Below are 12,818 nucleotides of genomic sequence, written 5' to 3'. Positions count from 1 at the left end.
ACGGTCTGGCGACGGGCGGAGAGCTGGGCTGCGGACGGGACTGGATGAAGGACAAGCAGGCATTGATCGCGCAGGGCGCCGACCTTTCCGCATCCTTGCACGTTGGCGTCATCATGGACGGCAACGGCCGCTGGGCGGCGCAGCGCGGCCTGCCGCGCTTCGAGGGGCACCGGCGCGGCGTCGAGGCCTTGCGCCGCACCGTGCGCGCCGCCGCCGACCTCGGGGTGCGCTATCTCACGGTCTACAGCTTTTCCTCGGAGAACTGGTCGCGCCCGCCGGCGGAGGTCTCCGAACTGATGGGCCTGCTGAAATTCTTCATCCGCTCCGACCTGCGCACGCTGGAGCAGGAGGGCGTGCGGGTAAGAGTGATCGGCGAGCGCGAAAACCTGAAACCCGACATTGTCGCGTTGCTGGACGAGGCGGAGGCGCGCACCCGCCATAATTCCAAGCTCGACCTGCTGGTCGCCTTCAATTACGGCGCGCGCCAGGAGATCGTCGCCGCCGCGCGCAGCCTCGCCCGCGACGTCGCGGCGGGCCGGATCGCGCCCGACGACATCGACGAAACCCTGTTCGCCAGCCGGCTCGGCACGCCGTTCGCGCCGGACCCCGACCTGATCATCCGCACGTCCGGAGAAATGCGCCTGTCCAATTTCCTGATGTGGCAATCGGCCTATAGCGAACTGGTGTTCCTGCCGATCTATTGGCCCGATTTCGACCGGCAGGCGTTCCAGTCGGCGCTCGATATTTTTCGCGCCCGCGAGCGGCGGTTCGGCGGCGTCAACAAGGAACATCCGGAAGCTGCGCCCTCGCAAGTGGCGTCGGCGTCATGAGCGCGCCCCTGTCCTCGCGTTTCGCCGGCCTGAAGCCGGCGGGCGGCGGCTTCGGCGACCTCGGCCTGCGCGCCGCCTCGGCCCTGGTGCTGGTCGCCGCCGCCGTGGCCGCGCTGTGGTTCGGCGGCGTCGCCTTCGGCCTGTTCTGGCTGGTCGCCGCTTTGGCCGCGCATTGGGAATGGGGCGATCTGATCGGCGGTCAGTTGCCGTGGAGCCGGCGCATCGTCGGCGCGGCCGCGCTCATTCTCGCGCTCGGCCTGCAAAGCCTGCGCCAGTACGAACTCGCCCTGCTCGCCCTGACGCTGGCCGCCGTCTTCAACGCCTGGGCCGCCGGCGCCGGCTACCGCTTGCTGGCGGGCGCCGGCATGTTCTATTGCGGCGGCCTGCTGCTGTCGGTGGCGGCGCTGCGCCAGCCGGCCTTTTTCGGCATTTGCGCCATTGGCTGGCTGTTCGCCGTGGTCTGGGGCACGGATGTCTGCGCCTATTTCGGCGGCCGTCTCATCGGCGGCAAGAAGCTGGCGCCGAGCATTTCGCCGGGAAAGACCTGGTCGGGCTTTCTGGTCGGCGTCGGCTGCGGCGCGGTTCTGGGCGCGACGACGGCGGCGTTCTGGCCTAATGTCCGCGCGCCGTTCTTCCCTGTCCTTCTGCTCGGCCTCGCCGCCGGCGCCGTCGCGCAGGGGGGCGACCTGTTCGAATCCTGGCTCAAGCGGCGCGCCAATGTGAAAGATTCCAGCCGCCTCATTCCCGGCCACGGCGGGGTGATGGACCGACTCGACGGTTTCATCTTCGCCGCCATCTTCGCCGCTCTGTTCGGCTTGCTGCGCGTGGCGCTCCAAGGCTGGCCCAGCGCCGCCGCCGGGCTGTTCTTCTGGTCCTGACAAGAGTTTGTCCCATGTCGCTCGCGCTCGCTCCCACGCCAAAACCTAAGAAACTCAACATTCTGGGAGCCACCGGCTCGATCGGGCGCTCCACCGAGGCGGTGATCGCGGGCGCGCCCGGCCGGTTCGAGGTCGGGGCGGTGGCGAGCGGACGCGACGCGAAAAACCTCGCCCGCGTGGCGAAAGTCCTGGGCGCCCGCTTCGCGGCCATCGCCGACGAAGCCGCCTATGCCGAACTCAAGGCGGAACTGTCGGGTTCGGGGATCGAATGCGCCGCCGGCCCGAAGGCGCTGGCGCAAGCGGCGGTGACGCCCGCCGACCTCGTCGTGGGCGCGATCGCGGGCGCCGCCGGCGTCATACCGACTTACGCCGCCGTGGAAGCCGGCCTCGATGTCGCGCTCGCCAACAAGGAATGCCTGGTCTGCGCCGGCGAAGCCTTCATGCGCAACGCGCGACGCAAGGGCGTGAAAATTCTTCCGATGGATTCCGAGCACAACGCCATTTTCCAGGCGCTCGGCGGCGAGCCCATCGAAAATGTCGAGACCATGTGGCTCACGGCCTCGGGCGGTCCGTTCCGCGCCTGGAGCGCCGAACAAATCGCCGCCGCGACGCCGGAACAGGCGCTGGCCCATCCCAACTGGGCGATGGGGCCAAAAGTCACCATCGATTCCGCCAGCCTGATGAACAAGGGCCTCGAATTGATCGAGGCGCTGCATATTTTCGCCATCCCCGCCGAAAAGCTCGACGTGGTCGTCCATCCCCAGAGCATCGTCCACGGCATGGTCTCCTTCGCCGACGGCGCGGTGACGGCGGGCATGGCCAACCCCGACATGAAGGCGCCGATCGCCCATTGCCTCGCCTGGCCCGAACGGGTGGCCACCAGCGTGCGCCGTCTCGATCTCGCCACCATCGGCACACTGACGTTCGAAAAGCCCGATCTCGACCGGTTCCCGGCGCTGCGTGTGGCCATGGCCGCTCTGCGCGCCGGCGGCGTCATGCCCACCGTCCTCAACGCCGCCAATGAAATCATGGTGGCGGCTTTCCTGAAAAAGCAAATCGGATTCAACGATATAGCGCGGCAAGTTGAAGCGGTGTGCGAGGATTATGCGCGCAAAAATTCGACAAAGGCGCCGGCGGATGTTGAGGAAGCGCTCGCCGTTGACCATATTGTACGAGAAACATCCCTGGGCCGGCTCAGGGGGCTTGGCGGTTAACGCCCGATCCGGCATTGTTAAGCAGTTGGTAACCATGCCCCGCGCTCAATGGCGCGGAGGCGCGGAGGAGTTCCCTTATGCCGCTGCTCGAATCGATCTGGACGCTGATCGTGACCTATCTCGCGCCTTTCGTTTTTGTTCTCAGCCTCGTGGTGTTCGTCCACGAACTCGGCCATTTCCTGGTCGGGCGCGCCTGCGGCATCAAGGTTGACGCCTTTTCCTTGGGGTTTGGGCCGGAAATCGCCCATTTCACCGACCGTTGGGGCACACGCTGGCGCTTGGCGCTGTTGCCGCTCGGCGGCTATGTCAAGTTCCACGGCGACGCCAATGGCGCCAGCGCCACGGACCATGAGGCCGTCGCCGCCATGTCGGCGCAAGAGCGCGCCGGGACCTTCGCCGCGCAATCCATTCCCAGGCGCGCCGCCACCGTGGCCGCCGGCCCGATCGCCAATTTCATACTGGCGCTCGCGATCTTCACCGGGATGTTTTACGTCCAGGGCCGCGATGTCCTGATCCCGCGCGTGGACACGCTGATCGAAGGCGGTCGCGCCGCGCTCGCCGGCTTCCACAAGGGCGATCTGGTCACCGCCATCGACGGCCGCAAGATCGAATCCTTCGGCGAAATGCAGCGCATCGTCACCGCCAGCGGAGACGTGACCCTGAAATTCAGCGTTTTGCGCGACGGCGCCCCGGTTGAGTTGACCGCGACGCCGGAGCGCCGCGAAATCAAGACGGCGTTCGGACCGGAGCGCATCGGCATTCTCGGGATCTCCTCGTCCGGCGCGTCGGAAAACTGGAGCAAGAAATATTTCAGCCTGCCCGCCGCCGCCGTCGAGGCCGGACACGAGACTTGGTACGTGATCTCGCGCACCGGCTCCTATCTCGGCGGGCTTGCCGTGGGCCGCGAATCTCCGCAGCAACTCTCCGGCCCGCTCCGCATCGCCGAAGTCTCGGGCGAGGTCGCCAAGTCCGGCTTCTGGCCGCTGATCAACCTTGCCGCCATCCTGTCGATCTCGATCGGCCTGCTCAATCTCCTGCCGGTTCCCCTGCTTGACGGCGGTCATCTGCTCTATTTCGCTGCGGAGGCTTTACGCGGACGCGCGTTGACGGAGCAGGTGCAGGAGTGGGGCTTCCGCTTCGGCATGGCGTTCGTCGCCGGACTGATGATCGTCGCCACCTACAACGACGTGGCGCGGCTGACGATGCAATGGCTGAATCTGGGGTGACAAGCGTCCGCTCTCCCCGCCCCAAAGGGCGTCCGGAAGGACGCCCGTCTCCTTCCGTCATGCGGCGTCCGGAAGGACGCCCGTCGCGAGACGGGCTTCGTGGGAAGAAAGAGACGACGCCTTCCCGCAAGCTTTACTCAATGTTCACCATGTTTAACGGCTTGCGTGCTCGCGCCCGTGGGGCTTTTTTGGGGCTTTGCCTCTGAAAAGCCGGAAAAACGTGGCGCTTCGGCCACTGCGGCGTAAAAAAAAACGATGCGCCGCGTTTCGGATTTGCAGGAAACCTTAAACCTTGTAGAAGCAGAGTCGCGTTGCTTCGCTGGAGCTATATCGTTCCATCGAACAGAATTTCTCGCCGGGGTCGCCGGCGGCCGGAGCGGACGGGTTTCTCCCGAACGCGACGGTGAAGTTTCAAGGACCGGGTTTTCATGAAGTTTCGCCAAGCTCTCCTCGGTCGGTCCGCGCAGGCGGCCATTCTGGTCGCCGGCCTCGTGGCCTCTTCGGCGGCGATGGCTGAATCGATAATCGTCCAGGGCAACTCGCGGGTCGATTCGGAAACCATTCGCTCCTATTTCATCGGCGGCGACGCCAATGAGGGCGTGAAGAAGCTCTACGAAACCGGCTATTTCTCCGATGTGAAGATCAACCGCTCCGGCGGAACCCTGGTCGTTCGCGTCGTCGAGAACAGCCAGCAGATCAACCACGTCGTCTTTGTCGGCAACAGCAAGGTCAAGGCCGAGGATCTCGAGAAGGAAACCCGCCTGCATTCCGGCGGCGCCTTCAGCGAGGCCGCCGCCCAGACCGACGTGCAGCGCATCGCCGACGTCTATCGCCGCGCCGGCCGCAGCGCCGCCAAGATCAGCTATCGCACGGTCTCCGTGCCAAACGGCACTGTGGATGTCGTCTATGACATCCAGGAAGGCGACAAGACCGGCGTCAAGGAAATCCGCTTCCAGGGCAACCATGCCTACTCGTCCTCGAAGCTGATCGGGATGATGGAAACCACGGAGATGAATTACCTCTCCTGGCTGAAGTCCTCGGACGTTTACGACCCCGACCGAATCGCCAAGGACGCGGAAGTCATCCGCCGCTACTATCTCAAGAACGGCTACGCCGATTTCCACGTGATCGGGGTTGACGCCACCTTCGATCCGTCAGCGGGCGGCTACATCGTCACCATTTCGGTGGAAGAGGGTCTGCCCTATACGGTCAGTTCGGCTACGGTCGAATCGCACCTGCGTGGCGTCGATGCGTCGGCGCTGGAGCCGGATCTGCGCATCCACACCGGCGATCTCTATAACGGCGATCAGGTGGACAAGACCGTCGAGGCCATGACCCGCGAGGTCGGCCGGCGCGGCTACGCCTTCACCAACATCCGCCCGCGCGGCGACAGGGATCCTGTCAATCACACGGTGGCGCTGGCCTTCGTCGTCGAGGATGGCCCGCGCGTCTATGTCGAGCGCATCAACATCCACGGCAACACCACCACCCGCGACTATGTCATCCGCCGCGAATTCGACCTCGGCGAGGGCGACGCCTACAACAAGACGCTGGTGGACAAGGCCGAGAAGCGCCTGAACGCGCTTGGTTTCTTCAAGAAGGTCAAGATCGCCAACGAGCAGGGCACGGCCGCCGATCGCGTCGTGCTCGATGTCGATGTCGAGGAGCAGAGCACCGGTTCGTTCTCGGTGTCCGGCGGCTATTCGACCACCGAAGGTTTTCTGGCGGAAGTGTCGGTGTCGCAGTCCAACTTCCTCGGCCGCGGCGAATATATCCGCACGGCGGTGTCGGTCGGTCAGTACTCCAAGGGCATCGAGCTGAACTACACCGAGCCCTTCTTCCTCGACCAGCGCCTCGCGGCGGGCTTCGACGCCTACAGCAAAGTCACCGAGGCCTCGAGTTGGCAATATTACAACAACTGGGTGACCGGCGGCACGCTGCGCCTGGGCGTTCCGATCACGGACGAAATCACATTTTCGCCGCGCTACACCGCCTATGTCTCGCGCCTGTCGATCCCGAACTCGTCGAACATGCTGTATAACGATTGTAGCTCGTCGGCCTCCTCAAAATACAATCAGGATAGAAACAATCCCGGCGTCTACACCGACCCGAACGGCTCGTCCGACAGCAACCAATCGTCCTGTCTGAGCAATGGCGAAGCCTCGCTGGCGCTGAAACAGGCGGCGGGCAACTGGGTCACCTCGATGGTCGGCTATACCCTGTCCTATACCGACCTCGACAATTACCGCGACCCGCACCAGGGCATCAGCGCCAACCTCAAGCAGGATTTCGCCGGCGTCGGCGGCGATTCCAAGTTCATCCGCACCACGGGCGACGTTCGCTACTACCACGAACTCTATTTCGACAACGTGGTCGGCATCGCGCGCGTCCAGGGCGGCAACATCACCGGTTGGGGCAAAGAGCCGCTGCGCGTCGTGGACAATTTCAACTTGGGCAATTCACTGGTGCGCGGCTTCGCTCCCGGTGGCATCGGCCCGCGCGACATGAGCAACACGGTCGGCGGCAATTCAGGCAATGCGCTCGGTGGCACCAATTATTATGGCGGATCGCTCGAGGTGCAGAGTCCGATATGGGGCATTCCCAAGGATATCGGTTTGAAGCTGGCTGTGTTCGCCGACGCGGGCAATCTGCAAGGTTACAAGGGCGTGACCAATTTCGGCAGCTATCTTGGCTTGGGATCTGGAGCGGTATGCGTACCTGCGCGCACCGGCACCGTTAACGGCTACAAGAACCAGCAGACCACGCAAGGCTCCTGCATCAATACGCAGGGCAGCGACAACGGTCTGATCCGCTCGTCGGTTGGCGTCGGCCTGATCTGGGCTTCGCCGATGGGTCCGATCCGCTTCAACTACGCCTTCGCCACGTCGAAGAGCAGCACCGACGTGCTGCAGCAGTTCAGCTTCTCCGGCGGAACCAGCTTCTGATCCGCCGTATGGCCTCGTTCTGATGGCCATGGTTCGGGACGGCGCGTCCAGCGCCTTCTCACCATGAGGGAGTTCTCTCCATTGAGGATTTTAGCCCTCATCCCGCCCGAAGGGGATTTCGGTAGCCCTCATCCCGAGGAGCCTGCGTGGCGGGCGTCTCGAATGACGAGGGCGGTCCACGGATCGTCAACAGTCTGAGGCGCGGCGACAGCCGCGCCTTTTTGTTCAGGACCGTCAAATGCATGCCCTAAAATTCTTCCGCCGCGCGGTGGAGCCGAGCCTCGCCGACATTGTCGCCTGGACTGGCGCCAAGGCGCCCGAGGGCGCGGATCTCGACGTGAAAATCCTCGATGTCGCCCCGCTCGACAAGGCGCGGGCGGGCGATCTCGCCTTCCTCGACAATCCCAAATATGTCGGCCAACTCGAAACCACCCGCGCCACCGCCGTCCTGATCGGCGGAAAGCACGCGGACAAAACCCCGGCGGGCGTGATTCCCTTGGTGGTGGCCGAACCCTATCGCGCCTGCGCCATGGTCAGCGCCAAAATCTATCCCGATGCGGCGCGGCCCGGCTCGCTGTTTGATGGCGCCGGCGTCGAGCCGGGCGCCATGGTGCACCAGACCGCGCGGCTCGAAGCCGGCGTCACGGTGGATCCCGGCGCGGTGATCGGCCCGCGCGCGGAAATCGGCGCGGGCACGGTGATCCACCCCAATGCGGTGATCGGCCCGGACGTGCGCATCGGCCGCAATTGCGTGATCGGCCCCAACGCCACCGTGCTCAACGCGCTGGTGGGCAACGACGTCATCATCCATCCCGGCGTCCGCATCGGCCAGGACGGGTTCGGCTTCGCCATGAGCCCGCGCGGCCATCTGAAAGTGCCGCAGACCGGCCGGGTCATCATCCAGGATGGCGTCGAGATCGGCGCCAACACCACCATCGACCGCGGCGCCAACCGCGACACGCTGATCGGCGAGGGCACGAAAATCGACAATCTTGTGCAAATCGCCCACAATGTGTCGATCGGCCGCCATTGCGTGATCGTCAGCCAGGTCGGCATATCCGGCTCGACCGACATCGGCGATTTCGTGGTGCTGGCGGGGCAGGCGGGCGTCACCGGCCATTTGAAGATCGGCATGGGCGCGCAGATCGGCGCGCAGGCCGGCGTGATGGCCGACGTCCCGCCCGGCGCCAAAATGGGCGGCTCCCCGGCGCGCGGCGCGCGGGAATGGCTGCGCTCGGTGGCCTGGGTCGATAAGATGATGAAGAAGGGCCATGGCGATGCAAAGGCCTGACGCGCCTTTCGTCGCATAGGCGGATTTGCGCTGGCATCGTCAAAAAACTGTCGCTAAAGCTGCGGCATCCTCGTTTGAACTTTCGGGCAGCTACGGTATGACGACGGTCACGCTCACCACAATCGATATTCAGCGGCTGATGCAATTGTTGCCGCATCGTTATCCGTTTCTGCTGGTCGATCGCATCATAGACGCGCGCGGCGACGAATTCGGCATCGGCATCAAGAACGTCACGGCGAACGAGCCGCAGTTCACCGGCCATTTCCCGGACAAGCCGGTGTTTCCCGGCGTGCTGCTGATCGAAGCCATGGCGCAGACGGCGGGCGCGTTGTGCGTGCATGGAACGCTCGGCGGCGCCAAGCCGCCGCTGGTCTATTTCATGACCATCGACAAGGCCAAGTTCCGCAAGCCGGTCGGACCCGGCGATCGCGTCGAGCTTCACATGACGAAGATCAAGCAGCGCCGCAACATGTGGTGGTACAAGGGCGAGGCCAAGGTGGATGGCGCGCTGGTGGCCGAGGCCGAAATCTCCGCCATGATCGTGCCGGAAGACAAGGCGTAACATGCCGATTCATCCCACCGCCATCGTCGAGGATGGGGCCAAGCTCGGCGCGGACGTTGAAATCGGCCCGTTCTGCCACATCGGCGCGAACGTCGAGCTTGGCGACGGAGTCAAGCTGAAATCCCATGTGGTGGTGGCCGGCCTGACCAAAATCGGCCCGCGCACCCGCCTTTTCCCCTTCGCCTCGATCGGCCACGAACCGCAGGATCTGAAATATCGCGGCGAGGAGTCCACGCTCACCGTGGGCGCGGATTGCCTGATCCGCGAGGGCGTGACCATGAATCCGGGCACGGCGGGCGGGCGCATGCTGACCACCGTCGGCGACCGTTGCGCCTTCCTCGCCAATGCGCATGTCGGCCACGATTGCATCATCGGCGACGACTGCATCTTCTCCAACAACACCATGATCGCCGGCCATGTCACCATCGGGGATTTCGTGATCTGCGGCGGCGGCTCGGCGGTGGTGCAATTCGCCCGCGTCGGCGCGCACGCCTTTGTCGGCGGCATGACCGGCATCGCCGCCGATCTGATTCCGTTCGGACACGCCTTCGGCAGCCGCGCCTTTCTGACCGGTCTCAACCTGATCGGCCTCAAGCGCCGCAATTTTACCCGCGAGCAGATTCATGAGCTGCGCCGCGCCTATCGCGCCTTGTTCGCGCCGGAAGGCACGCTGAAGGAGCGCGTCGAGGACGTGGCCGAGGAATTCGCCGGCATTCGGGAAGTCGAGGAAATCCTCGCCTTCATCCGCGAGGGCGGCGACAAGGCGCTCTGCATGCCCGAGGCAGGCAAGGAGTCGTGAGCGCAAGCGCCCCAGGCGGTAAAGTCGCGCTGATTTGCGGCGGCGGCGCGTTCCCCCTCGTCGCGGCCCGCGCCGCCCAAACGCGCGGCGAGCAGGTTTTTCTGCTGGGCCTGCGCGGGATCGCCGACACCGGGATCGAGTCCTTTCCGCACGCGTGGGTCGGCATCGGCCAGTTGGGCCGCGCCATCGCGGAATTCTCCGCCCGCGAGATAAAAAAGGTCTGCTTCATCGGCGGGCTGAAGCGGCCCGAATTCAGCGACCTGCGGCTCGACTGGGGCGGCATCAAGCGCATCCCCGACATCGTCAAGTTCTTGCGCGGCGGCGACGACCATGCGCTCAAAGGCGTGATCAAGCTGTTCGAGCGCGAGGGGTTCGAGGTGGTGGGGGTGGATGCGCTTGCCCCCGATCTGCTCGCCGCTCCGGGCGACATGGCGGGAAAATTCCCCGCCGATCTCACCGCCGACCTCGCCTTCGCCCAAAAATTCCTGGCCGATCTCTCGGCCTACGATTGCGGGCAGGCCGTGGTGGTCGCCAATTCCCGCGTGATCGCCATGGAGGCGGTGGAGGGCACCGATTCCATGCTCGCGCGCGTCGCGCATTTGCGCGAGATCGGCCGTTTCAGAGCCAAGGGCGGCCTGCTGGTGAAGGCGCCCAAGCGCGGCCAGGATTTGCGCGTCGATTTGCCAGCCATCGGGCCGGAAACCCTGCGCGGCGCGGAAGCAGCCGCTTTGCGCGGCATAGCGGTGGCGAGCGGTCGCGTGCTGATGCTCGACCGCGCTGGCCTTGCCGCGCAGGCGCGCCGGGCCGGCCTGTTCCTCCACGGTTTTGCGGAGCAGCCATGAACTGTTTCATCGTCACCGGCGAACCCTCGGGCGACGCGCTCGGCGCGAAACTGCTGGCGGCGCTGCGCGCCCGCGACCCGGAGGCGCGGTTTTCCGGCGTCGGCGGCGAGGCCATGGCGCGAAGCGGGTTTGTCAGCCTGTTTCCGCTGTCCGACATTTCCGTGATGGGGATTTTGCCGGTGCTGCGGCGCCTGCCCACCCTGCTGCGCCGCATTGACGAGACGGCGCGCGCGGTGGTCGCGGCGCGGCCGGACGTTCTGGTGCTGATCGACAGCCCGGATTTCACCCATCGCGTCGCGAAAAAAGCGCGGAAAACGCTGCCGGATTTGAAAGTGGTGGATTACGTCAGCCCGACCGTCTGGGCGTGGCGTCCCGGCCGGGCGAAAAAGATGAGGAGAATCATCGACCTCGTCTTGGCTTTGCTGCCGTTTGAGCCGGCGGCGCATCAACGGCTCGGCGGCCCGAAATGCCTCTATGTCGGCCATCCCCTGATCGAGCGCTTGTCCGAACTGCGCGGTGACGAGGTTTTGCGGGCGGACGGCCCGGTGCTGGTGCTGCCGGGCTCGCGCCGCTCGGTGGTGGCGCGCATGGGGTCGGCTTTTGCCGACGCGCTGGCGCGGCTCGCGGTGTTACGCCCGGATCTGGAGTTCGTCCTGCCGGTCGCCGGGCCTGTCGAGTCGGTCGTGCGCGCCGAAATCGAGAACTGGCCGGTCAAGCCGCGCGTCGTCTCCGGCGAGGCGGAAAAATTCGCCGCCTTCCGCACGGCGCGCGCGGCGCTGGCGGCGTCCGGCACGGTGACGCTCGAACTGGCCCTGTCGGGAACCCCGACGGTCGTCGCCTACAAAGTGCCTAAAATCGAGGAATTCATCGGCCGGCGGCTGATCCAGGTGCCAACCATCGTGCTGCCGAATCTCATTCTCGGCGAGAACGCCTTTCCGGAATTCTTGCAGGACGAGGCCAATGGCGCGACGCTGGCGCAAGCGGTCGCCGCCTTGCTCGACGACGGCCCGGAAAGGCGCCGGCAACTGGAGGCGCTGGCGAAACTGGCGGAAAAAATGCTCCTGCCCAGCGGCCAGACCCCGAGCGACGCGGCGGCGGATGCGATCATCGCGCTGGCGCGTCCAGCCTGACGAACCCCACCCGGAATGTCGCCGTGAACGGCCCGGACTGGCCGGCGAGCGCCTTGCGCAAGGCCGGGGCTGGCAGGGGCTGGCTGCCGGGGGCGGCGCGGTGTGCGCCGGACTGCTTCAGGCTGCGCGCGAAGGCGAGCGCGCTGTCGAAACGCGCCGGAAAATCGACGATCTCGCAGGCGCCCGCGAAATCCGCCCGAGGAAACGGCCACAGCGAATCCTGACAGCCGGCGCCGCGCAAAAAATCCCGCCATTGCCAAAGGGAGCCCTCAACCGGCAGGGCGACATGCAGCGCGCCGCCCGGCGCCAGCAGCCCGCGCCAGCGGGTGAGCGCTTGCCCCGGTTCGGGCAGCCAGTGCAGCGCCATGCTCGACAGGATCAGATCGTAACGCGCGGCGCTGGAAAAATGCGCGGCGTCGGCGCTGATGGTCTCGACCTCGGGAAATTTCGCCTTGAGCCGCGCCAGCATGTTCGGCGCGGCGTCGAGCGCGGCGATTCGCGCGCCCGGCCATTTTTCCTTCGCGAAACCGGTGACATGGCCGGTTCCGGCGCCGATATCGAGGATGCCCGCCGGCGCGCCGCTGGCGCGGTCCACCAAAGCGCGCGCCACGTCGCGCTGAACCTGGGTCCAGGCGTCATAGCTGTCCGCCGCCGCATCGAAGGCGGCGATGATCTTGGCGTCACCAGCCATGACGGCGCAGGAAATCCTTGATTGTTTCGGCGCAGAAGGCCGGCGCGGTCCAGGGCAGGCCATGCCCGCCGGTCGCGCTGAGCCAAAGTTCGCCGCCGCTTTGCGCCAAATTTCGCGACGCGTCCAGCGGAACCAGCGGATCGTCCTCCGCCGCGAGAACGAGCGCCGGTCCATCCGCCGGACATACGTCAACGGTCTCCAGAAAATCCAGTCCCTCCGCCAAGGCGGCGACATTCGGCGCGCCGCACGCCCCGCCGTCATGCCGCGCCCGAAACGCGGCGACGCAGCCCGCCGGATCGCGCGCCAAGGCCCGCCGCAAGGCGCGCAACTCGGCCGGGCGCACGCAGCCGCGCCCCTCCTCATCAAGCACAAAGCGCGAGAAGGCGTTGATGGCGACCACCCCCGCCCAG

At 65.7% G+C, this 12,818-nt stretch carries 12 protein-coding genes; 10 read left to right on the top strand and 2 right to left on the bottom strand.

The window, feature by feature from the left end; genetic code table 11:
- Window positions 1–44 precede the first annotated feature (44 nt).
- The 10 genes from CCR94_RS10995 to lpxB all read left to right on the top strand — a co-directional run bounded on the left by CCR94_RS10995 (window position 45) and on the right by lpxB (window position 11,717).
- Window positions 45–830, top strand: a complete 786-nt coding sequence (locus CCR94_RS10995; protein ID WP_104507898.1) for an isoprenyl transferase — start codon at window positions 45–47, stop codon at window positions 828–830.
- Window positions 827–1,708, top strand: a complete 882-nt coding sequence (locus tag CCR94_RS10990; protein ID WP_104507897.1) for a phosphatidate cytidylyltransferase — start codon at window positions 827–829, stop codon at window positions 1,706–1,708. Before CCR94_RS10995 ends, CCR94_RS10990 begins: the two co-directional genes overlap by 4 nt.
- A gap of 14 nt (window positions 1,709–1,722) precedes the next feature.
- A complete protein-coding gene (dxr, locus tag CCR94_RS10985) occupies window positions 1,723–2,922 on the top strand; it encodes a 1-deoxy-D-xylulose-5-phosphate reductoisomerase (protein ID WP_104507896.1) in 1,200 nt (399 codons plus the stop codon).
- 77 nt (window positions 2,923–2,999) lie between these two features.
- Complete coding sequence (locus tag CCR94_RS10980) at window positions 3,000–4,148, top strand: M50 family metallopeptidase (RefSeq protein ID WP_104507895.1); 1,149 nt, start codon at window positions 3,000–3,002, stop codon at window positions 4,146–4,148.
- A gap of 428 nt (window positions 4,149–4,576) precedes the next feature.
- Window positions 4,577–7,093, top strand: a complete 2,517-nt coding sequence (gene bamA / locus CCR94_RS10975) for an outer membrane protein assembly factor BamA (RefSeq protein WP_104507894.1) — start codon at window positions 4,577–4,579, stop codon at window positions 7,091–7,093.
- 238 nt (window positions 7,094–7,331) lie between these two features.
- Window positions 7,332–8,384, top strand: coding sequence for a UDP-3-O-(3-hydroxymyristoyl)glucosamine N-acyltransferase (gene lpxD, locus CCR94_RS10970; RefSeq protein ID WP_104507893.1), 1,053 nt, complete (start codon window positions 7,332–7,334; stop codon window positions 8,382–8,384).
- 97 nt (window positions 8,385–8,481) lie between these two features.
- Window positions 8,482–8,946, top strand: a complete 465-nt coding sequence (gene fabZ, locus CCR94_RS10965; RefSeq protein ID WP_104507892.1) for a 3-hydroxyacyl-ACP dehydratase FabZ — start codon at window positions 8,482–8,484, stop codon at window positions 8,944–8,946.
- Between the two features lies 1 nt (window position 8,947).
- On the top strand, window positions 8,948–9,745 hold the full coding sequence (lpxA, locus tag CCR94_RS10960) for an acyl-ACP--UDP-N-acetylglucosamine O-acyltransferase (protein ID WP_104507891.1): 798 nt from the start codon (window positions 8,948–8,950) through the stop codon (window positions 9,743–9,745).
- Entirely contained in the window at window positions 9,742–10,587 is an 846-nt protein-coding gene (locus CCR94_RS10955; RefSeq protein WP_158254712.1) for an LpxI family protein, read from the top strand. Before lpxA ends, CCR94_RS10955 begins: the two co-directional genes overlap by 4 nt.
- Window positions 10,584–11,717: a lipid-A-disaccharide synthase gene (gene lpxB / locus CCR94_RS10950; RefSeq protein ID WP_104507889.1), complete on the top strand. Its 1,134-nt coding sequence runs from the start codon at window positions 10,584–10,586 to the stop codon at window positions 11,715–11,717. The genes CCR94_RS10955 and lpxB overlap by 4 nt, the downstream gene beginning before the upstream one ends.
- Here the strand turns inward: lpxB and CCR94_RS10945 are convergent.
- Together CCR94_RS10945 and CCR94_RS25065 are read right to left on the bottom strand one after the other, a co-directional pair.
- Window positions 11,692–12,408, bottom strand: coding sequence for a methyltransferase domain-containing protein (locus tag CCR94_RS10945; protein WP_158254711.1), 717 nt, complete (start codon window positions 12,406–12,408; stop codon window positions 11,692–11,694). The two genes, lpxB and CCR94_RS10945, sit on opposite strands and share 26 nt — an antisense overlap.
- A partial coding sequence (locus CCR94_RS25065; RefSeq protein ID WP_170068944.1) for an alpha/beta fold hydrolase occupies window positions 12,398–12,818 on the bottom strand: 421 nt, incomplete at its 5' end. The genes CCR94_RS10945 and CCR94_RS25065, both read right to left, overlap by 11 nt.

This window comes from Rhodoblastus sphagnicola, assembly GCF_002937075.1.
Lineage (GTDB): Bacteria > Pseudomonadota > Alphaproteobacteria > Rhizobiales > Beijerinckiaceae > Rhodoblastus > Rhodoblastus sphagnicola.
Note: the sequence above shows the minus strand (reverse complement) of the source record. Positions and strands in the feature narration are given on the sequence as shown.

Bases quoted from the DNA above. Each gene is read 5' to 3' on its own strand.
- CCR94_RS10995 (WP_104507898.1), top strand. From the start codon at position 45: ATGAAGGACAAGCAGGCATTGATCGCGCAGGGCGCCGACCTTTCCGCA.
- CCR94_RS10990 (WP_104507897.1), top strand. From the start codon at position 827: ATGAGCGCGCCCCTGTCCTCGCGTTTCGCCGGCCTGAAGCCGGCGGGC.
- dxr (WP_104507896.1), top strand. From the start codon at position 1,723: ATGTCGCTCGCGCTCGCTCCCACGCCAAAACCTAAGAAACTCAACATT.
- CCR94_RS10980 (WP_104507895.1), top strand. From the start codon at position 3,000: ATGCCGCTGCTCGAATCGATCTGGACGCTGATCGTGACCTATCTCGCG.
- bamA (WP_104507894.1), top strand. From the start codon at position 4,577: ATGAAGTTTCGCCAAGCTCTCCTCGGTCGGTCCGCGCAGGCGGCCATT.
- lpxD (WP_104507893.1), top strand. From the start codon at position 7,332: ATGCATGCCCTAAAATTCTTCCGCCGCGCGGTGGAGCCGAGCCTCGCC.
- fabZ (WP_104507892.1), top strand. From the start codon at position 8,482: ATGACGACGGTCACGCTCACCACAATCGATATTCAGCGGCTGATGCAA.
- lpxA (WP_104507891.1), top strand. From the start codon at position 8,948: ATGCCGATTCATCCCACCGCCATCGTCGAGGATGGGGCCAAGCTCGGC.
- lpxB (WP_104507889.1), top strand. From the start codon at position 10,584: ATGAACTGTTTCATCGTCACCGGCGAACCCTCGGGCGACGCGCTCGGC.
- CCR94_RS10945 (WP_158254711.1), bottom strand. From the start codon at position 12,408: ATGGCTGGTGACGCCAAGATCATCGCCGCCTTCGATGCGGCGGCGGAC.